This window comes from Streptomyces sp. NPDC001093 (assembly GCF_040298985.1).
Classification (GTDB): Bacteria; Actinomycetota; Actinomycetes; order Streptomycetales; family Streptomycetaceae; genus Streptomyces.
This window is the reverse complement of record NZ_JBEPBF010000088.1, coordinates 24,152-44,329: the sequence shown is the minus strand read 5'-3', so window position 1 is coordinate 44,329 and position 20,178 is coordinate 24,152. Positions and strand designations below refer to the sequence as shown.

17 protein-coding genes and 2 pseudogenes are annotated in these 20,178 nt (G+C 70.6%); 8 read left to right on the top strand and 11 right to left on the bottom strand.

Annotation, left to right across the window (positions count from 1 at the left end; all coding sequences use genetic code 11):
• Nucleotides 1-118: 118 nt before the first annotated feature.
• Nucleotides 119-712 (bottom strand): TetR/AcrR family transcriptional regulator, encoded by a 594-nt coding sequence (locus tag ABT288_RS33375; RefSeq protein WP_351615830.1) that lies wholly within the window; start codon nt 710-712, stop codon nt 119-121.
• A 155-nt stretch (nt 713-867) separates the two neighbouring features.
• Between ABT288_RS33375 and ABT288_RS33370 the strand changes: the two genes are divergently transcribed.
• Nucleotides 868-1,776 (top strand): NADP-dependent oxidoreductase, encoded by a 909-nt coding sequence (locus tag ABT288_RS33370; RefSeq protein ID WP_351615827.1) that lies wholly within the window; start codon nt 868-870, stop codon nt 1,774-1,776.
• Nucleotides 1,777-2,033: 257 nt separating this feature from the next.
• Here ABT288_RS33370 and ABT288_RS33365 read toward each other — a convergent pair whose 3' ends face one another.
• Nucleotides 2,034-2,498, bottom strand: a complete 465-nt coding sequence (locus ABT288_RS33365) for a MarR family winged helix-turn-helix transcriptional regulator (protein ID WP_351615824.1) — start codon at nt 2,496-2,498, stop codon at nt 2,034-2,036.
• A gap of 92 nt (nt 2,499-2,590) precedes the next feature.
• Between ABT288_RS33365 and ABT288_RS33360 the strand changes: the two genes are divergently transcribed.
• Entirely contained in the window at nt 2,591-3,430 is an 840-nt protein-coding gene (locus ABT288_RS33360) for an SDR family NAD(P)-dependent oxidoreductase (RefSeq protein WP_351615821.1), read from the top strand.
• A gap of 83 nt (nt 3,431-3,513) precedes the next feature.
• On the opposite strand, the gene ABT288_RS33355 is transcribed toward ABT288_RS33360, so the two are convergent.
• A complete protein-coding gene (locus tag ABT288_RS33355) occupies nt 3,514-3,942 on the bottom strand; it encodes a phosphotransferase family protein (protein WP_351615819.1) in 429 nt (142 codons plus the stop codon).
• Nucleotides 3,943-4,780: 838 nt separating this feature from the next.
• Between ABT288_RS33355 and ABT288_RS33350 the strand changes: the two genes are divergently transcribed.
• Nucleotides 4,781-5,476, top strand: a complete 696-nt coding sequence (locus tag ABT288_RS33350; protein ID WP_351615816.1) for a glycerophosphodiester phosphodiesterase — start codon at nt 4,781-4,783, stop codon at nt 5,474-5,476.
• Between the two features lie 593 nt (nt 5,477-6,069).
• On the opposite strand, the gene ABT288_RS33345 is transcribed toward ABT288_RS33350, so the two are convergent.
• Both ABT288_RS33345 and ABT288_RS33335 read right to left on the bottom strand, forming a co-directional pair.
• A complete protein-coding gene (locus tag ABT288_RS33345; protein ID WP_351615813.1) occupies nt 6,070-6,666 on the bottom strand; it encodes a polysaccharide deacetylase family protein in 597 nt (198 codons plus the stop codon).
• Between the two features lie 1,734 nt (nt 6,667-8,400).
• Nucleotides 8,401-9,720, bottom strand: coding sequence for an MFS transporter (locus tag ABT288_RS33335; RefSeq protein ID WP_351615810.1), 1,320 nt, complete (start codon nt 9,718-9,720; stop codon nt 8,401-8,403).
• A gap of 65 nt (nt 9,721-9,785) precedes the next feature.
• On the opposite strand from ABT288_RS33335, the gene ABT288_RS33330 reads away from it, so the two are divergent.
• Entirely contained in the window at nt 9,786-10,832 is a 1,047-nt protein-coding gene (locus tag ABT288_RS33330; RefSeq protein WP_351615807.1) for an ArsR/SmtB family transcription factor, read from the top strand.
• A 954-nt stretch (nt 10,833-11,786) separates the two neighbouring features.
• Here the strand turns inward: ABT288_RS33330 and ABT288_RS33325 are convergent.
• Nucleotides 11,787-12,419: a hypothetical protein gene (locus ABT288_RS33325; RefSeq protein ID WP_351615804.1), complete on the bottom strand. Its 633-nt coding sequence runs from the start codon at nt 12,417-12,419 to the stop codon at nt 11,787-11,789.
• Between the two features lie 45 nt (nt 12,420-12,464).
• Between ABT288_RS33325 and ABT288_RS33320 the strand changes: the two are divergent.
• A pseudogene (locus tag ABT288_RS33320) lies at nt 12,465-12,726 on the top strand (transposase); the annotation flags it as partial.
• 71 nt (nt 12,727-12,797) lie between these two features.
• Nucleotides 12,798-13,718: an MBL fold metallo-hydrolase gene (locus ABT288_RS33315; protein WP_351615801.1), complete on the top strand. Its 921-nt coding sequence runs from the start codon at nt 12,798-12,800 to the stop codon at nt 13,716-13,718.
• 159 nt (nt 13,719-13,877) lie between these two features.
• On the opposite strand, the gene ABT288_RS33310 is transcribed toward ABT288_RS33315, so the two are convergent.
• Together ABT288_RS33310 and ABT288_RS33305 are read right to left on the bottom strand one after the other, a co-directional pair.
• Complete coding sequence (locus tag ABT288_RS33310) at nt 13,878-14,681, bottom strand: SDR family NAD(P)-dependent oxidoreductase (RefSeq protein ID WP_351615798.1); 804 nt, start codon at nt 14,679-14,681, stop codon at nt 13,878-13,880.
• Nucleotides 14,674-15,324 (bottom strand): carboxymuconolactone decarboxylase family protein, encoded by a 651-nt coding sequence (locus ABT288_RS33305; protein WP_351615796.1) that lies wholly within the window; start codon nt 15,322-15,324, stop codon nt 14,674-14,676. Before ABT288_RS33305 ends, ABT288_RS33310 begins: the two co-directional genes overlap by 8 nt.
• A 222-nt stretch (nt 15,325-15,546) precedes the next feature.
• On the opposite strand from ABT288_RS33305, the gene ABT288_RS33300 reads away from it, so the two are divergent.
• Complete coding sequence (locus ABT288_RS33300; protein ID WP_351615836.1) at nt 15,547-15,849, top strand: hypothetical protein; 303 nt, start codon at nt 15,547-15,549, stop codon at nt 15,847-15,849.
• Complete coding sequence (locus ABT288_RS33295) at nt 15,846-16,733, top strand: PucR family transcriptional regulator (RefSeq protein WP_351615833.1); 888 nt, start codon at nt 15,846-15,848, stop codon at nt 16,731-16,733. The genes ABT288_RS33300 and ABT288_RS33295 overlap by 4 nt, the downstream gene beginning before the upstream one ends.
• A 67-nt stretch (nt 16,734-16,800) precedes the next feature.
• Here ABT288_RS33295 and ABT288_RS33290 read toward each other — a convergent pair.
• The 3 genes and pseudogenes from ABT288_RS33290 to ABT288_RS33280 all read right to left on the bottom strand — a co-directional run.
• A pseudogene (locus ABT288_RS33290) lies at nt 16,801-16,980 on the bottom strand (transposase family protein); the annotation flags it as partial.
• 331 nt (nt 16,981-17,311) lie between these two features.
• Nucleotides 17,312-18,970, bottom strand: coding sequence for a S8 family serine peptidase (locus tag ABT288_RS33285; RefSeq protein ID WP_351615794.1), 1,659 nt, complete (start codon nt 18,968-18,970; stop codon nt 17,312-17,314).
• Between the two features lie 219 nt (nt 18,971-19,189).
• Nucleotides 19,190-19,651, bottom strand: a complete 462-nt coding sequence (locus ABT288_RS33280) for a hypothetical protein (RefSeq protein WP_351615792.1) — start codon at nt 19,649-19,651, stop codon at nt 19,190-19,192.
• Nucleotides 19,652-20,178 lie beyond the last annotated feature (527 nt).

The following is a 20,178-nucleotide window of genomic DNA, read 5'->3' as shown; positions in this document are numbered from 1 at the left end:
TATCGGGTGGGTTGCCGGGTTGCGCCCCGCCGTGTGTTCGGTGCCGCCTGATCGACCGAAGGCCGATCAGGCGGCACCCGTCGCACAGCTCTTGGCGCGCGATTCGCGGTGGCATGCCTCAATTCCGCGCGGGCGTGTGGTCGATGGTGGTGAGCCACTGGGTGACGATGGCGTCGATGAACTCGTCGGTGGCTTCGGCCCGGTCGAAGAAGAGGCGGGCGAGGAGGGGGCCGTAGAGCAGGCTGTACTGCTCGGCGGTGATCTGCAGGCCGGAAGGCTCCAGGAGCCTGTTCAGCGCGGCGAGGCGGTCCTCCGTGATCCGGGCCATGGCCTGGGCGCTGTCGGGGTCATGGTCGGCTTCGGCGGCGATCGCCAGCGCGGCGGTGCGGGTGGCGGGGACGGTGATACCGGCGCGGAGGCTGACCAGCCAGGCCGTGGCGACAGCGCGTACGTCTGCGCCGGGTTCGGGGTAGCCGACGTCGGGGCCTTGCAGGGTGACGTCGGAGAGCAGGGCCGCGCGGTTGGGCCAGTGCCGGTACAGGGTCTGGCGGGTGACGCCAGCTCGTTCGGCCAGGAGCGCGGTGGTCAACCCTGTCAGCCCGACCTCGGGCAGCAGTTCGCGGGCAACGGCCAGGATGCGGGCACGGGTGCGCTGGACGCGGGGGTTGTCCGGATTCGGCTGGCGGCGGTGGACGGGCGGCTTGGACGGCATGGCGCCCATCCTATCCGAAATCACACATGGTGTGTGACGAACGTTACCCAGCGCTGCCTTCGCGTTTCACACGGGTCGTGTGATACACCGGAAAGGCAATCATACAAGCTGAATGATTCAGTGCGTGCCCACGCCTCACCTTCCTGGAGTTCTCGATGTCCACCGCGATCACCTACTCCCGCTACGGCGGCCCGGACGTGCTCACCCTCACCCAGGTCGACACCCCCGAGCCGGGTCCGGGCCAGGTCCGGATCAAGGTCCGGGCAGCCGCCGTCAACCTGATCGACCTGAAGATCCGCTCCGGGATGATGGACGGTGTCTTCCCGGTCGAGTTCCCGGTGCTGCCGGGCTGGGACGTGGCCGGTGTCGTCGACAAGGTCGGTGAGGGCGCCACTGCCCGGGTCGGTGAGGAGGTCTTCGGCGCGGCCTCCGTCGGCGGCTACAGCGAGTACGCCGTACTGGATCGGCCGGTCGCCAAGCCCAAGGAGGTCTCCTTCGACACCGCCGCCGCCCTGGTGACCGTGGGTGAGACCGCCTACCGCGGACTGCACCACCTGGATGCCGAGATGGGCGACACCCTGCTGATCCACGGTGCGGGCGGCAGCGTCGGCGCCATCGCCGCCCAGCTCGCGGCTTCCCGGGGCATCACCGTGGTCGGGACCGCCGGCGAGCACGACATCGAGCGCGTCACCATGCTCGGCGCCACCGCCGTGGCGTATGGCGAGGGATGGGTGGAGCGGGTCCAGGTCGCCGCCCCGCAGGGTGTGGACTACGTCTTCGACGCCTCCGGCGCCGGTGTGCTGACGGAGTCGACAGCTCTGGTCGGCGACGCCGCCCGGGTGATCACCATCGCCGACATGTCCGCCGCACAGCACGGGGTGCGCTTCACCGGCGGAGATCCGGCCGACCGGTTCTGGCAGGCCCTGCCGCGACTGGCCGCTCTCATCGCCCTCGGCAAGCTCGATGTCACCGTCTGGCGCACCTACCCGCTCGCCGAGACCGCGCAGGCGCACGCCGACATCGAGGCCCGCCGCGCCCGGGGCAAGGTCATCCTCACGCCCTGACCCCGCAGCACGCTGCGGTGCCCGTTCCTTGCTTCATGCGGGGTAGGTGAGACAACTCCGCCGGGCGCCGCACCACCCGCTGTCCGGCCGCTCCGCGGCCGCAGCCGGTCCCCCGCCCCGGCCACGACACCGGCCACCGGCCCACGGTCGAACACCCCGAGGAATGGCAGCAGCTCATCACCGACTTACTCGCCTACCTCATTTTCCCGAGCCAGGGAGTGGATGGCGGTGATCTTCGCCTGCTGTGAAACCGGGCGTTACTGGGCGTCCTTGTGGGCCTTCAGCTTGCGCCATACCCCGCCGAGGGCCTCGAGGTCCCGCTGGTCGAGTACGTCCGTGAAGACCGGGGCCAGGCATGCGCGCCGGGTCGCGTCGGCCTCTTCGAACAGGCGGCGGCCCTCCGGGGTGAGCGCGACCTCCACGGAACGCGCGTCCGTGCGGGACGGGGTACGCGTGACCACACCGCGCGCCTGGAGGGTGTCGAGGACGCGGGAGACCTGGCTGCGGCTGAGCATCGTGCTGTTGCCGAGTACCGAGGCGGCGACCGGCTCGGTGCTGTTGGCGAGCCACAGCAGCACCTCGAACCAGGAGACGGGCAGATCGTGGGCCCGGGTCAGGGCGCGGTCGACGCGTTCGGTGAGTACGGTCCCGGCCCAGACCAGACCGTAGAAGGCGTAGTCGGCCTCGGACATCTCCGCCTGGGTGAGCTTCCTCGTCGCCATGGACCGATCATAGCCGTTTGCGTGTACGCACACACAATGATTAGAGTGTGTGTACACGCACGGAAATTGGTGCTCGACGCGAAAGGCCCACCATGTCCTCCAAAACTGTTCTGATCACCGGGACCTCCTCCGGCATCGGCCTCGCCGCCGCCGTCGCCGCCGCACGGTCCGGCTGGCACACCGTCGCCACCATGCGCAACACCGGCCGCGCCGACGCCCTGCGGGAGGCGGCCGCGCAGGCCGGGGTGGAACTGGACATCCGGCAGCTCGACGTCACCGACGAGGACTCCGTCTCCACTGCAGTCCAGGGCGTGATCGCCGACTACGGCCGCCTCGACGCCGTGATCAACAACGCGGGAACCGGTCACCTCGGCACGCTGGAGAACGAGTCCGTCGCCGATGTGCGCCAGGTCATGGAGGTCAACTTCTTCGGCGTCCTGAACGTCTCCAAAGCCGCCTTCCCCCACCTGCGCACCTCGGGCGGCCGGCTGATCACCGTCACCAGTGTCGGCGGCGTCGTCGGCCAGCCCTTCAACGAGGCATACTGCGCGGCCAAGTTCGCCGTCGAGGGGTACATGGAGAGCCTGGCGCCGGTGGCCGCCTCCGTCGGCGTGACTGTGTCCGTGGTCGAACCCGGAGGCGTGGCCACCGAGTTCGTCAACAACATCGGTCTCGACCTGGAGGCCGAGATCGCCGCCGCGGGACCGTACGCTTCGGCCCTCCAGGCGTACATCCACCGCACCGTCCCGCAGCTGTCCACCGCGGCGCAGACCGCGGCCGAGGCGGCCGAACCGCTGCTGGACGCACTCACCGCGGACCGCCCCGCGTTCCGCATCCAGACCTCCGAGTGGGCCCGCACCTTCACCGGTACCAAACTGGCCGATCTCGACGGCTCGGCCGCTCTGGCACTCACCAGCGGGTGGCTCGGCTGAGAAGGCCCGTGCCTCAGGCCTCTTGCGGCGGTGACGGGAGCGTGGCAGGAGGATCCCGCCACGCCACCCTGCTCGTGTGACAGCTATGTCCAGCGCATGACGGTGGCGGACAGCCGTTGACCGATGGCGGCTTTTCTGATCAGTGGCTGGTGAAGACAGCGGGCCGGGCGATCGGGCGGTGTCAGTTGCGGTGCATCATCGAGCACCGTCCGGCCTGCCAGATGTGTCATCAGGAGCGAGGGATACGCGCAATGCGCGGCGGTCGGATCAACCGCGACCAGTCCCGGAGTTGGCACGCGGGTCCCCGCCAGCAGTGTCAGGGCGCCGGCCTCCCTGTTCAGCCAGTCCTCGGCGTGCCCCACGTAGCACGGGTCGACGAAGCTCCGCAGCACCAGGTCACGGGTCCCTCCGTCCCACGTGCCGATCGTCAGCCTCCGCAACTCGGCAGTGATGCCGCCGTGCAGCGCCTCGGTTCTGAGGATCCGTTCGCCGACCTCCAGGTGCCGGCTCACCCAAGCATTGTCAACGGTCGGACAGGCGCCGCCTCATCGTGGTCGGTCACCTGCCACCTCATCATCCGGGCCGCGGCACGCGCGAAAGTTCTCTGGAGGCGGTGGCCGTGCTGCTCAATCAGATACTCCACCGGCACGAGGCGAAACGTGGCCGGCATCGACGTCCCCCCCCGGCGAATCTTTCCGCGAACCCCAGCAGCCGCATCACACAGCCGGGGACTGCGGCTGCCTCGGAAGGGTGCCGGGCCCACCTGGCCCTCGCCTGTCAGGGACGCGGGCCGAGCCGGTCCGGGACCACGGGCGGCTCACTTGCTAAATGTCGATCACGGACATGGTGCCGTCCTTGACAGTCCCGCCACCCGATCACACGTAGCTCCCGTTCGGTCCGTCCCACCGGCTCCCACTCGACCGTCGGGAAGAGCCCCTCCGTTACGGCGCCCGTCCGCAAGTCAGCGTGCAGGTGGTGGGGAAGTCGGACGAACAGGTCTGTCCGCACCCATAGCGAGGGGTGGGGACATCTCGAAGCTCCCACTGGTACTCACCTGGTACGCCGGATCTGCTCATGCCCCCAGTGCGAGGGCGGTGCGCGCGGAGTGGCGTGACACCGGTACGCCGGTCGAGAAGAGTCGGGCCCTGCTCGGCCAGACGGTTCAGCGCTTGTCGCCCTGGTGAACCGAATCGGAGCGGGTCCCCTTTCCGTATGCACCCTGCCTCACCCTGATCGGGCCCGCCCGGCCGATTAGGCTTGGGGCTCCGACGGGCGGTCGCCCGCCGCCCGGCGGGGAGTACGGCCCTCGTGCGGCTGCCCCGCACCACCACACCCAAGGACGGCAACCGAGTGTCTTTCTTCACCATCGGCCACCGCGGCGTCATGGCCGCCGAGCCGGAGAACACCCTGCGCTCCTTCCTGCGGGCCGAACGCGAGGGGCTGGACGGCATTGAACTGGACCTGCACCTGAGCAAGGACGGCGAGTTGGTCGTCATGCACGACGAGACCCTGGACCGTACGACGGACGGCTCCGGTCCGATCGCCGACCAGAAGCTGCGGATGCTCAAGGAGCTCGACGCCGGCCTCGGCGAGCGCATCCCCACGTTCGGGGAGGTGCTGGACGCCGTTGGGCCGACGCTGCCGATCCAGGCGGAGATCAAGGACGTGGCCGCCGCCCGCTCGCTGGCCAAGGTGCTGACCGACCGGGACCTGCTGGACCGGGTCTCGGTGCTGTCGTTCCACGACGCGGCACTGATCGAGATCCACAACGTGCTGCCGCAGGCCCGCACCGTGCTGGTGGCAGGGCCCAGCGCCCACCGCGACACCTTCGTCGGCCGCGCCCAGAAGGTCGGTTCCACTCTGGTCAGCGTGGAGCTGCGCCAGCTGAACCGGGCCATTGTGGAGAAGTGCGGCGCCGCCGGTATCGACGTGATGGCCTGGACCGTCAACGACGAGCGCGACCTGTCGCTGGCCCGGGCGCTCGGACTGGTGGGCTGTGTGACCGACCAGCCCGGCATGAAGCGGCTGGTCGAGGCCACGGCCTGACCTCAGGGGCGGGACTGGCCGCCCGTGTGGTCGGACGAGTGCATGAACACCGTGGTCGCGGACCCGCGCACGGGGGAACCGGGACCACGGCGCGTTCGCCGGCTTCAGGTCGGCTGCTTGGCCGGCGTCTCGAACGCCAGGTCGTCGCGGAGCGGCAGGCCGAACCGTTTCCGTCGCACGTCCGGCCCCAGCCACGGCGGCTTGCGCGGACCCGGCCGGCCTCCCACGGCCATCCTCTGGCCGGCATGGGCCGGACGATGCGATCCGTGCCCACCCGAGGTACAGGTCAAGCCGCGTCTGGCCGCAGAATCCCGCCGGTCTTGAAAGCGGTCGTGGCGCGAGTCACCGTGGGTTCAAATGCCACCCCCACCGCGCATGTGAACGGCCCCTGACCAGGTCATATCGTCAGGGGCCGTTGTGCTGTGCTGTGAGCGCTCGGCGCCATGGTTCCCCGTGGTTTCCCGCAGGACCGGGCACGGACGGGGGACGGGTCTGCCACTAGGCCGTGGCCTGGCACGAGATCCCTTGGCTGTGGACCTGGCGGGCCGTCAGCGAATGACCTCGCCGACTGCAAGATCCCGACAGCGTCGAGCTCAGATCGGGAAGCCGTAGCCGTAGCCCTGAGCGTCCAGCTGGTTGAGGAGACGGGCGAGCGCCTGCACGGTCTGCGAACGGTCACCGCCGCCGTCGTGCATCAGGATGATCGCGCCGGGTCGCAAGTCCTGGTTGATGTTGCGCAGGATGCCGTCCACACCCGGGCGCCGCCAGTCGTTGGCGTCGTCGCTCCAGCCCAGCGGCTGCAGGTGGTTGGCGCCGGCAATCCCCCGGATGGTCGGGCTCCAGTCACCGCCGGGTGCCCGGTAGTACATCAGCTTCGCGCCGCTTCCCGCGGCATCGGTTATCTCGCGCTTGGCGTCGACGATCTCGTGGATGTTGTACTCGACCGATTTGCGGTTCTGCTGCTCGTCATGATGGACCGAGTGGTCGCACAGCCGGTCCCCGTCCGCGACGATCGCCTTGGTCAGGTACGGGTAGCTCTGGGCGAGCGGCCCGATCTCGCAGAAGGTGGCCTTCGCGTGGTGCTGGGCGAGGAGCGCCAGCACCTGCGGGGTCCACCGCGGGTCCGGGCCGTCGTCGAAGGTGAGCGCTACGGACTTGCCGGTGCCCTCCACCCCGTGGCCGATCAACATGTCGGAGCCCGTCGGGGCGCTCGGAAGTTGCCCGAAGGCGTTCGCCGGGCTGGACTGGGAAGCGGGCCCTGACGGGACGGCGGTGGAGCCGCCATTGTGGCCGGACTGCGTTACTCGTGCCGCGCGGCCGGAGGCCGACGGGGATGGGGACGGAGAAGCGGACGAGGGCGACGGCGTCGGGGACGACGAGTGCGGCCTGGGCGAGGAGAGCTTCGTCGAGGGAGTCACGCTGCTGGGAGAGCTTTGGGGTGTGTGCCCGCCTGCGTGCTGCCCGCACGCCGTGAGCACGGCTCCCGCGATCGCCGCGGTGAGGACGGTTGCTGTCGCCCCTTTGATTCTGGCCAATGCCACAGATCTACCTCCGTCGGCACCACTTGGTGTCCGAATCGGTGCTGGTACTGGTCACGTCGAGGCAGGGGCGAGCACAGGCGCGCCGCCGTTCCGGCACGGCGTCGTCCATAGGTGCGGCAGGTCCGTTGGAGATCTACGTCCCTGCGCGTCAGCGCCCAGGGGATACCGGTCGCTCCGAGCCATGCGGGGACCGGTGAGGCGGCGGGCTCCGTCGCCCGGTCGCGGATCCCCGGCTCTCGATGGAGACGAGCAGTACATCCCGTTTATGCCTGATGTCCGAACACACTAAGGGGCTCGCGTCGCATTGCTTAAGAATTCCGAGCTGTGATGAATGTCGCATTGCATCCTGAGATGTAATAGCTTGTGCCGAAAACAAAACCGTCGGCATTGAAATCGGGGGTGGATCAGCCCCCGGTGAGTCCGGTGGATGTCGGCGTATTGGTCAGATCGTGTCTGACGCGTAGGTGGCGTGGGTTCGGGGTGTGGCATCTGTGCCGAGCACGAGGGGTCAGGTCCCACCACTCTCCGTGACGGCCCTATGGGATCTGCGGCAACTGAAGAGCGGGCTCATCTGGTCCCGCCTCGGCAGGGTGATCGGTCGGGATGCGGCAATGAACCTGGACAGCAGCGGCGCCTGTGGCGGCTCTACTCATTCCTTTGGGTCGACGCGCTGACTCAGAAGGTCCGTGAGGGCGGCGGCGTCATCAACGTCCATGTTCCTGCTCGACACCGGCCTGCTGTTCGCCGACGAGGAGAACCCGGAGGCGCTGCGGGGGGCCTTCGGGACACTGGTCGACACGCTGGGCGGGGTCGCCGGGCAGGCCGACCCGGGAGCGTTCGTCGAGGTGTTCTGGTCGGCGCTGCACGGGCTGGTCTGGCTCACCCCCTCCGGACGCACTGCCGCGCGAGGCGGCGGCGTAGCGGCTCGCGGTCCTGGTGGGCCGTTTCGCCGGGCGCTGAGGCCGACCGGCTCTCAGGTCGCCACCGTCGGCGGCGCGGGAGGGTGCGCATCCGGGCGGTGGCGGCGGGCGCGCCGGCGCCCGTCTCGTCCAGCTGTGCCGGGCAGGGCGTCCATTCCGGTCCTCGCCGACCGCCGAACCGCTCACCCTGCCGCTCGACCACTGCACCCCGGTCACCTGCCAGACGCGCCGACGGGTGATCAACGGGATCCTCCACCGGGACCCACCGGCGTGCCGTGACGGGACCTGCCACCGCGCTTCGGCCCGTGGACGACCATGGTGTACGACCGGCATCGCCGCTGGTGCGCCGACGGTGACCGCCCTGCAGGCCGCGGACCGCCGAACCCCGGCCGCCCGCGCGGAGGACTGGCCGGCAGAATCCACCTGGTCTGGGAGGGGTGTTGCCGCCCACCGGCTCTGCTCGTCACACCCGGCTGGGCCGGCGGCTCCGCATACGCGCGGCGCCGGAGCCGGGCAGTTCGCGCCGGGTGCGGAGCGGTGAGAAGAAGATCGGTATCCAGACCGTGGCGAGGCCGGCCGCGCCGACCCACAGGGCGGTACGGACAGAGGCGAGTTCGCCCACCAGGCCGGCCAGGGCCGCGCCGACCGCGAGTGAGCCGGTCAGCAGGACCCGCATGGTGGCGTTCATCCGGCCGAGCAGGTGGTCCGGGGTCACGCTCTGGCGGAAGCTGACCTTGATCACGTTGTCGATGCCGACCTTGCACGTGGTGATCAACCAGGCCCCAGCGGCGAGCCACAGGGCCGGTCCGCGATCGGCCAGCGCCAGCAGAACGCCGAACGGTGCGACGGCCAGGCCCATCAGCCAAAGGACCCGGCCGGCGCCGATCCGGCGGGCCAGCCAACGGGCCGACACCGAACCGATGAACACTCCGAGACCACCGACTGCGAAGAACAGGCCGATGACACCGTCGGGGAAGCCGAGTTCACGGGCGAACAGCACCGGCAGCATCGTCTGGCACAGCTGGATGGACAGGTTCGTCAGTGCTCCGGCGAGCGCGACGGCCCGCAACGTCGGGTGGCCGAGGACGAAGCGCAGGCCCTCCCGGATCTCGCCGCTGAGGCGTGTGCCGCGCCCGCGCTGCGGCTGCGGCTCCGCCTGGCGGATCCGCAGCAGGAGGATCGCCGACCACAGGTAGCCGGCCGCGTCGACCACGATCGCTGTCGGGGCGGACAGCAGTGCCACCAGGAAGCCGCCCGCGCTCCTTCCCCCGATCTGGGTGAGGGCGTCCACCGTCACCAGATGGGCGTTGGCCTGGGTGAGCTGGCTGCGCCCAACCAGTTCGGGCAGGTGGCTCAGTGTGGCCACGTCGAAGAAGACCGTGGCCGCGCCTGCCAGCAGGACCACCAGGTAGAGCTGCTGGATCGTCAGGCAGCCGAGCAGCCAGGCGGCCGGCACGGACCCGAAGAGCGCGGCCCTGACCAGGTCGGCGGCGATCATCACCGGCCGCTTGCGGAACCGGTCCACCCAGGCTCCGGCCGGCAGGCCGATCAGCAGGAAGGCGAGGGTGCTCAGCATTGCCAGGAAGCCGACCTGTCCGGCTGAGCTGTGCAGGGCCAGGACGGCGGTCAGCGGCATCGCCAGGGAACTCACCGCGGTGCCGAGCTTGCTCACCGCAGCGGCGCCGACGAGCAGGCGAAAGCCGGGGTTTCGCAGAGCCGAGGGATGCGGATCGGTGGTGGGAGCGGCCGTGCCCGGCCCGTGGGCGAGATCAGTGCTGGTCATGGAGTGAGGTTCCCGCCGCGCCGACCGGCGAGCGAGGAATTTAGGCTGTACTGAATCCTGGCCCGTTGGCCGCAGGGTTTTCCGAGCAGAGGGGCGGCACCGTGCTGGACCTGGCGTTCTCCGTCCGCGACCTGGCCCGCACCCGGTTCGCCCTGTCGCCGCTGTGGGAAGTGGTGGCAAGTGTCAGGGTGTTGAAGCACCCGGCCGGGCACCCGCTGTACCGTCCGTGGACCGACGAGGTCCTTCATCGGTTGACCGCCTCGGGTCTGGACTGGAGCCTGCTCGCCGATCTGGTCCCGCAACCGCCCCGTTCGATACCGGTCTTCGTCGCACCGCCACCGACGACCGCGGTCGCTGATCTGGGTCTTGAGCTGGCGGTACTGCGCTCCACGCCCCCCGAGCAGGTCCGGTCCGGCCTCAGTGGTCGACGCGCGCCGCGTTCCGAGCGGATCGATCAGTTGCGCGCCGATCCACGCCGCGGTCTCGCCGAGCTCGCCGAACTGGTGGAGGCCTACTGGGACATCGCGCTCGCCCCGTACTGGCCCCGGATGCGCCCTCTCCTGGAGGGTGACGTGCTGCACCGGGCCAGGCTGTTCGCCGAACACGGGGCGGACCAGTTGCTCGGTGACCTCGGCTCCAGCGTGACCTGGGACGACGACACCCTGTACGTCGGGCACCACTACGCTCGTGGCAGTCGGCAACTCGGCGGTCGTGGCCTGCTCCTCGTTCCGTCGGTGTTCGCCTGGCCCCGGGTCTTCTCCGTCATCACCCCGAACTGGCAACCCACCCTGCGCTATCCACCGCGCGGCGTGGCCACACTCTGGGAGCGGCGGTCCGCCCTCCCGCAGGCCCTGGCCGCGGTCATCGGCCGGTCCAGGGCCCGACTGCTGGCCGAACTCGACACCCCCGCCTCGACGATCGACCTGGCCCGCCGCACCGGCGTCACCGCCGGCGGCGTCTCCCAACACCTGACCGCCCTCCGCGCGGCCGGCCTGGTCGACGCGCACCGCAGCGGCCGGTACGTGCTGTACGTCCGCACCGCGGCGGCGGAGGTCCTGTTGGCTGCCGCCGACGCCCGACGTGACGAGGCGTATGTGCTGCCATCGGACTGAAGACATCGTGAAGCACACCTTCACCGGTGACACCTGGTAGAGCGGGCCGCCCGGCACGGTCAGTCAGACCCCGCCGGCCGCATCCGTGCGGTACCCGTGATGCCACGCGAGCGTCTGGCAGGCGCCGATCAGCCGGTCGGTCTGGGGCGGCGTCGACCAGGTTGTAGGTGGCACGGGTCGCGGCACACACAAGGTGAGCGGCCAGGGCGGCCTTCCGCTCGCCGTCGTCCTTGTACTCGATCTCCTGCGGGACGGGCAGGGCGACCACTCCGCTTCAGCTCGGGAGCGGTTGGGGGGACGCCGGAATCAAGCGGCCCGTTCCAGGGGGACGTCGCTTGGCGTCCCCAACCAGGGCATTCGATGGACGAGGATGTCGCGCAACGGTGTCAGGGCTGCGATCTCCTCCTCCGGCTCGGCGACTCGTTGTGGCTGTGGCCAGCCTTCCCCGAGCCGTACCTGCGGGTCTCCGCGTCGGGCGACATGCCCCACGGCGTCCTCCGCGACGACCCGCCCGCGCAGTGCCCCCCCGTCACCTGTTCCTGGCCGACCCGGAGCGTTCCAGGACACCCTGCTCCGGCTGCCAGCCGTCCGCAGCCCGTGGCCGCGCGAGATCCTCGAGAACCTCACGCAGCACATGCGCGCCCGCCTTTTCCAGCCGGCTGGCAGAAGGTGCCGACACCCCATCTCCGACCTGTCCGGTGACCGTGCTGCTGCAGGTGCACAGTGGCCGCAGACACCTCGGCCGCGCCGCTCCGGGCGCCCGTCGTCACGCGGGCACCCCGGCCTCGTCCATGACCACGGCCATCTCACCCGGGGGAAGGGCCGGGTTGGCGCCCGCACTGGAGGCCGGCTCGGGCAGGGCGAGAGCCTCGAGGAGCCGGGGGAGCGGCAGGCGCGGGTCGCGGGCCGCCGCCTGGCGCGTCCGGACGTCCGGGTCGTGGCTGAGCCGCTCGATCAGACCGGGGCCGGCGGCGGGGTCGTGGACTGCCAGCTGTCGGTAGATTCCGTCTGGATGGTCCGCGTAGCGGGCGGCGAGCCCCTCGCGGGGGAAGCGGGGTGGCCGGTCGCCATCCAGGCGGAGAACGTCCCGCCGAGCCGTGCGTACACGCTCATCAGAACCTCCTCAGGGGTGTCGGGGTGATACACAGCCAGGTGGGTGCGCACGACGATGTCCGTGTCCTCGGCCAGAAGCCGCAGGAGCCCGGGTGGCAGATGGGGGCTGCAGGCCGCGGCGCGGCGCAGCAGAGGGTGGGCGGAGGTAGCGGCCCGGTGCAGCACGTCCTGATCGGCGATGCCGGCCGCCACCCAGTCCACGTCACGCCGTGCGTGCGGGGCCACTGTGAAGTCGATCGCTGTGCGTCGGGCTTCCGTCAGCTCGGGCCGGAGGGAGACGGCGAGCCGCACCTCGTCGCCGGGGTGGACGGCGAGACGGTCCACCAGGTCGGCCGCCAGGGAAGGATTACCGGCGAGTTCGACCAGGTGGACGCCCTCGGCAAGGAACCGCTCGGCGTCCGCGCGGTCGAGAAGCCCCCGGCGCAGCGCCTCGGGCAGGGCGGCGGGGCCGCGGTGGATCGACGCCGGCTGCACTGCTCACGAAGGGCCTCTGCACGTGTCGTTGTTCGCGATTGGGGCAGGGCCGCGCGCGACCTGCTGGACCTGTACGACTGCGCTGTGGACGGTTCGCACGTCCGGCGCTCAAAGACATCTCAGGGGGGAGCATGCCGGTCCCTCGCCAGTTGACCGCGCCCGTCCCGGTTCCACGTACCACCTGATCGTCGACCGCCAGGGAACACCGCTCGCCGCTACGCTCACTGGCGGGAACCGACACGACATAACTCAGCTGCTGCCGCCGCCGGAGGCGGTTCCGTCCACGACCGGACAACGAGGACAACCAGCACAGGACACGATGTCTGACCGGAGTACCAAGTGATCGGCTGGAGCCGCTGAACAGGTGAGGATGCAGGCATGAGAATGCCTGTCGGTCGTCCGAGCCTGCGCCCCTATCTGCCCTACCAACAGCGCCCGATGACGAGCGGCCACGGGGTGGTCGCCCATTTCCTTGGCACCAGTACCGTTCTGCTGTCGGACGGGGAGACGGCCGTACTCAGCGACGGGTTCGTCACCCGGCCGGGGATGCTTCGCGTCGCCCTGGGCTCGATCGCGCCCGACCGCTCTCTGGTGCGGGCCACGGTCGACCGGCTGCGGGTGGAAAGTCTGGCCGCGGTGTTCTGCGCTCACTCCCATTACGATCACGCCCTCGATGCGCCGGTGTGGGCACTGGAGACCGGCGCGGAGCTGGTCGGATCCCCCTCCACCGCGAACATCGGCCGCGGCCTGGGAGTGCCGGAGTCGTCCTTGCGCGTGGTCGCGGACGGGGAGACCGTCTCCTACGGCCGCTTCGACCTCACCTTCCTGGACTCCGTGCACAGCCCCGGTGACCGTTGTCCCGGAACCGTCGACGAGCCTCTTGTGCCACCGGCCCGGGCCCGCGCATGGAAGACCGGCACCGCCTACAGCGTGCTCGTCGCCCATCCGACGGGCCGCATCCTGCTGCACGCCAGTGCCAACTACCGTCCCGGCGCCCTGCGAGGCCGGGCCGCCGACGTCATCTATCTCGGCATCGGCACGCTGGGCAAGCAGTCGACGGAGTTCCTGCGTGCGTACTGGGACGAGGTCGTGGCCGCGACGGGGGCCCGCCGGGTCGTCCTGGTGCACTGGGACGACTTCTTCGTCGGTCTGCACCGGCCCCTGAGGCCCATGCCCTATTTGCTGGACGACATCGATGCCACGATGAGCCGACTGCTGCCGCTGGCCCGCCGCGACGGTGTCGACGTCGTCCTCCCCGTCACCTGGCAACCCAGCGCCCCTCTCGCCGACCTACCGTGAAGGCGCGCGCCGGCGGAACCGCGCGCGACGCCGGGCATTCCTAGCTTTCGGCCCGCGCTCCGAAGTGACCCTGAGGGGGCGGTCCTCGGTCGATGCCCTGGCCCGCAGGGACCGTCCCCGCCCGGCGGATCCGACAGGCGCCACGTGCTCAGACGGCGTTCAACCCCCCCCGTCCACCACCAGGCTCTGCCCGGTGATGTAGGAGGCGCGGTCGGAGAGGAGGAAGGTGACGGCTTCGGCCACCTCCCAGGCGGTTCCCTGGCGCCCGAGCGGTATACGGCTGAACGAGGTGGAACGCGACGCCCGCCGGGCCGAGGCCTCGCGGCCCATCGGGGTGTCGATCAGGCCCGGGACGACCAGGTTGGCGCGGATCCCGCGCGGCGCACCCTCCTTGGCGACATGGCGGGTGAGTCCGAACGGGCCGGCCTTGGAGCTGTCGTAGGCGGGCGAGTTGGTGGCGGCGCGCAGCCCCGCCACGGAACCGACGAAGACGATCGATCCTCCGCCGGCGATCGCGGGCAGTCCGTACTTGGCGGCGAGGAAGGGAGCGCTCGGATTGAGCGAGAGCACGCGTTCCCACTGCTGCGGCGAGGTGTCCGCCAGGCCCATGCCGAGGCCGATGCCGACGTTGACCACCAGCGCGCCGAGCGCGCCGAGTTCGCGGAGGGCCTCGGCGACCACGGCCGAGGACTGGCCGGGATCCGTCGCGTCACCGACCACAGGGAGGCCACGAACGCCTTCCTCGCCGACCAGGGCGGCGGTGGCCGCCGCGGCGGAGGGGGAGACGTCTGCGCAGGCCACGGAGGCTCCCTCGCGGGCGGCGAGCACCGCCACCGCCCGTCCGTTGCCCGCCGGGGCCCTCGGATCGTCGCTGGGGCGGGTACCCGCGCCGATGACCAGTATGTTCCGGCCGGTCAGGAGGCCGACTGGGTGGCTGGTTGCGGCGTGCCGGGGTTCAGCCATGGCCGTGTCCCCCTTCCGCGGTGTCCGCGAGGGCTCCGTCGGGCCCGGGCAGGGCGTCCGATGCGTAGCCGGGCTCGAGCGGAGTGCCGGCGGAGTTCAGGAAGAACGCGACCATGTGGTACTGGCCGACGAGCATGGTGATTGCGATGAGCTGTGCCTCGTCGTGGTCGGCGGCGAGTGCGGACCAGGTGGCCGCGGACAGGCGTGCGTTCCGGTGCAGTTCGTCGGCGGCACGCAGCAGACGGGCGTCGGCCGGCGTCCACCCCTGGGTGTCCGGGCCCGCGCCGACCCGCCGGATCTCCTCGTCCGTGACCCCGGCCGCCCTGGCCAGCGGTACATGCCGCCCCCATTCGTAACCGGCCCGGGTGTTGTACGCGGTACGCAGGATCAGCAGTTCCCGGGCCCGGCCCGGCAGACGGCCCTCGCGCAGCAGATGGCTGCCGAACGGCAGGAAGTGCCGGAAGAGGCCGGGGTGCCGCACCAAGGTGGTGAAGATGTTTGCGAGGTGACCGTCGGCATCCCGGGGGATCGGGGCGAGCAACTCCCGTGTGGACCGGTCCCAGCTGTCCTCGGGCAGTGGGGCGAGGCGCGGGCCGGTGTCGGCGGCGGGGCGGTCGGAGCGGTGCTGGTGCTCGTCGGTCATGGTGGTCTCCGCACGGTTCGTCAGGGTGGCCGATGGCACGAGGGCGGTACTGAGCACGGTCGATCGGTGCCTTGCTGTGTACGCGCCGCTGTGCTCCTTCCGCTGCCGTGCCACTGTGCTGTCGGGGGTGGGGCGTTGTCGACGGCTCCCTGGTCAAGGCCCGAGGTCGGCACATTGTTCAGGTGTACAACGGGCGGTACCCGAGGGGCGGAGGTGAGGTCCATGCCCGGACAGTCGTGCGCGGCGGTGCCCCTGGAACGGGTCATCGCTGCGATGACCGCTCAGCAGAGGCACGTGGGCGGGCGGTTCCACGCGGATCTGACGGACCACATCCCGTCCTACCGCGCGGTCCCACGGGAACTCCTCGACCAGATCTGGCATCGGCACTTCCAGCGGGCTCTCGCGGTGGTGCGGGAAGGGACGGCGCCCCAGCCGGAGGACTTCGGCGAAGCCGATGTGGCCCGGGACCGGTCGCCCGAGGCGTACCGCTCAGCGACGGGCTCCGCGCCTTCCGCCGGGCGCTGAGCGCGATACGGGATCTGTTCATCACCGAGGCGGCCGGACACGGACTGGACCCCGGCCTCATCGTCGACCGCACCAGGTGCCTGTGGGAGCTCGCGGACGTCGCGAGCCTGCAGATCGCCGCAGTCCACCGGCAGGCGGAGGTCGCGTCCGCCCTGTTCGACGCCCGTCGTCGCGCCGATTTCCTGCGCGGACTGCTCTACGGGACGCTGAGCGCGGCGGAGATCCACAGCGGTGCGGCGATCTACGGGCTGGACCCGTCGCGGCCGTACCGGGCCATCAGAGCCGTCCCGAGCGGCAACGTCGGTCCGGACGCGCTGGAACGCTCCCTGGAGACCCAGGGTCGCTGGAACGGCCGGGGCGCGCTGCTCACCGTGTTGGACGAGGCTGTCGCCGGAGCCGTCGAGGCCAGGCCGGAGACCGGTGACCCGGAGGTGACGGCGGGGCTCGGCCCGCCGACGGGTCTGGTCGCGGTGCACCGCTCCTTCCGTGCCGCCGGCAGGATGCTGGAGGCCGCCCGTGCGTACGGCCTGCGCGGCGTGTACGACCTGAGCGACCTGTCGTGGCGGGTGGCGGTCGTCGCCGAGCCGGAACTCGCCGAGTTGCTGCTCGACCGCTATCTGCGCCCGCTGGAGGCGGAGGGGGAGTTCGGTGCGCTCATCGAGGAGTCGGTGCGGGAATACCTGGAGAGGGGACGGAACATCCGTGAAGTCGCGCTCAGAGCACACGTCCATGTCAACACCGTCCGCTACCGTCTGCGCCGTCTCGAGGAGCTGACCGGCACCAGCCTGGACGCTCCGGACACCGCGGTGGAACTCAGCTGGGCCCTGGCGGCACGCGAGCTGGGGACACCTCCACGAGACCCGGCTCCCACCACGTTTCAATGACGGAGTTCGGCGAAGTCGTACACCGCTGAGCTGCCGGCTCGTACCGACGGCGGCGGCCGCCGGCGCCCTGCTGTCGCTCCAGTGTGAGGACGGCCGCGAAGATGGACGTCATTCGATTCGGGCTGCACCGGGCTGTGCGGAAGATGCGCCAGGACTTCAGCCGGGCCACGCTACGCCCGACCGGCGCCCGCGCCGTCGAGAGCGCGTGGTTGACGGTGCGCTGGGTCGGCGACAGCTCACCGCCGGGCGGACGTCTGGCGGGTGTGGTCACCGGAAAGGCCGGCGCCCAGGTTGTGCGGCGATGAGGGCGGCGGCCAGCCTGATCGGCGGAGTCCCGGCGCAGACGGCCCTGTCGATCCGGGTGCGGTGCCCGGCCGACGACCGACAGACCGCGATCAACAACGGCACACCAGGGTGAGTTTGGGACACTCCGGCACCGCCATTCGGCTCGGTGACCAGCTCCCGCCTGCTCTGCACTCGGACCGCGCGTGGACCTGTCGGGCCCGCCGTCCGATGCGGCTCAGGACCCGCTCCCTTGGAGCGGGTGCCGAACCGTGTGCTTGCGCGGTGGGAGGTGGCTAACCGGCCATGGACGGGGCGTAGGGCGCCAGGGTGGGTGCGAGCTGGATTCCGGGAGCCAGTCCGAGGGCGACGAGGGCGTCGGGCAGACCGCGGCCGACGCGGGCCGCCTCCAGCGTGCCAGGGGTGGCCAGCTGGCGACAGCTGGCCGCGATGATCTCGAAAAGGTGCTGCACCCTACCGGGTCCCCGCGACAGCAGCTGGCCATGGAAGTCCTCGTGGTGAGCGAGAACGAGCGCCGCCAGGCCGGCGACGTGGGCAGAGGCGGTGCCGGTGCCGTCGAGGGCCGTGTATCCGCCTTCCGGCGCGCACGACAGGACCGCCACACCGGGGGCGGCCGCGTCGACTCCCGGGCCGTGGCAGCTGAACGGTGCGGCGAAGAGCCCTTCCGGTGTCAACTGCGCCCCGCGGTGTGTGGCTTGGGATGTGTCCTGGGGGTACGAGCCGAAGACGCCGAGGGCACCCACGGCGAACACCGTGGGCAGCGATGCCGGGAAGGCGACCGGCCCGCCGGTGTCGCCGGCCGGGGCCACGCAGGCGATGCCCGCCGCGTTGGCGTCGGCGAGCTTGAGGGAGACCAGGGTCGAGGGGTACGGGGTCGCCACGCCGATGTGGGCGATGTCGACGCCAGTCTCGATGCAGTGGTCCAGGGCGGCGATCAGGTCACTGAAATACCCGTCGGGCATCACCTGGCAGACCTCGATCTCGGCGTCGACGGCGATGCCGATGAGGCCCTTGCCCGTGTCCGCCCCGGCCATGATGCCCGCGGCGTGGGTGCCGCTGCCCAGCGTGTCGTGGGCCCAGCCCTCGTTTGTGCCGCGGACGATGTCGACCCCGGAGCGCACCCGTTGCTCCAGATCGGGGTGCGCGGTGCTGACGCCCGATCCGATGGCCGCGATCTTGATGCCGAAGGCGCGGAACGTCGGGGGCAGCCGGTCCACTCGCATGGCTTGCTGGCCCCAGCCGTACTGCTGCCGCTGCTCCAGATCGGGGTAGACCTTGGCGAGCGGGGTGAGCGTGACGAGGTTTTCCTGGGTTGCCGAGAGGTCGGGGCGGAGGATCCACCGGTCGGTGTAACCGCCCGCGGGCCGCACGTACAGGGACTGGATGGACTCCGCCGTTTCCGTCGCGAGCATGACAGTGGCCGTCCCGTCGGCCCCGGTGATGCCCTGGGCCGGCCAGGTCGCACCGATGAGGAACACCCCTGCACCGGCCAGCGGTTCGCCGTCCGGGCCGCAGACGCGCAGCGCGATCTCGGTGGGTTGCTCCAGCGGCGTGACCAGCCCCGGGTCGCGCAGCGCCGGCATCCCCGCCGCGGGCGCGGAAACCGGCCCTGCCCCGGCCAGTGGCAGGTCCGGCTCGATGTGCACATGGAGCGACCGCATGGCCGGCACCTGGGCCTCGGCCGCCTCGACGACCACTACTTCCGGGCAGGAGGGGTACAGCCCGGCGGCCTTCAGCTTCTCCGACGGCCGGAGCCTGCGGACCACCGTGACCTCGGGCATCTGCTCCAACTGGTCGCACACCGCGTCCATGCCCAGTTCGGGAACTCCCGGTGACAGAAGATGCTGCGGCAGCGGGGTGACCATGTACCGCACCCGGCGCGGCTGCACCGTGATCGGTGACGGCGCGCCCGTCCGGCGTGGTTGCGCTTCCATGCCTTCGGGTCCCGGCCCACCGGCCCCCGAGCCTTCTGATCTGCTCTCGCGGTTGTTTCGGGGTTTGCTCCCGGGCCTTTCCTTGACCATTACGTCCACCTTCACCACGCCTCTGTCGTCCTTGGTTCCTGATCCGGTGCCGGGCAGCTCGCGCTTCCACGGTGATGCGGTGTGCCCAAGAAGCAACCCTGAGCACACCGCATCACGCGCCGCCGTACGTCAGCCGATGCCGAAGGGCTGACCCATCGGGCCGAAGCCGGGCTGCTGGTACTGCGGGAACTGCTGGCCGAACGACTGCGGGCCGTACCCGCCGCCCCACTGCTGCTGGCCCGGCATGCCCTGGACGCCCTGCTGACTCTGCTGGAGCAGCGTCACGATCGCCGTCGGCAGTGCCTGCTGCACGGACTGCTCCACCGCGCTGCGGACGCCCTGCTGCAGCGTGTGGTGCAGCGCGAGCGCGAGGTAGGGGTGCGCCTGGTGGGCCATGCCCTGCTGCTGCAGCTGCTGCTGGACCTGCTGGATCTGCTGCAGCGTCTGCTGCATGCGCTGCGCGATCTGCTGGCTCGCCTGCTGACAGGCCTGCTGGATTGCCTGCTGGACCACCTGTGCGAGCTGGCCCTGCGGGGCGCCGATCTGCTGGCCGAACTGCTGCTGGGGCTGGGTACCGGTCATCACCGACATGAATGCTCCGTTCGATGCCGCGGGGAAAGGTCAACATAAGGAATGATGTTGGCCTTATCGGAATAAAACCGACGTCTTGAAGCTAAGTTGATGAGGTCGCGATCGCAATCGGACGAGCGGCACCTGGGGAGCATCCCGATCGGACCGGTGACCGGTGACCGGTGAGCCGATGGCTGAGCGGCGGGATGAGCTGCCGCTGCTGGAGTCGGCGGGCGATCGCTCACTCGGTCGGGCTCATAGACGTAGCGGACGAGACCCGGCATGGTCCGCGAGGCGGAGCAGCACGCCGAGGAGCGCCGCGGCCGCCGGGAGGCCGCGGAGACCCGGAACCAGGCCGAACAGCTCCTCCGCTCGACCGAGAGGCTCGTCAGGGACAGGGGCCGCCGGAGGCGACGACACAGCCGCGATCCGTCAGGCCATGGAAGGTACGGCCGAGGCGGCGCAGAAGATCGGCACGGCGATGCACGAGAGGTCGCGCACCGAGAGCCAGACGTCCTCCGGTGCGGACACGTCCCGTGGGTGGTACA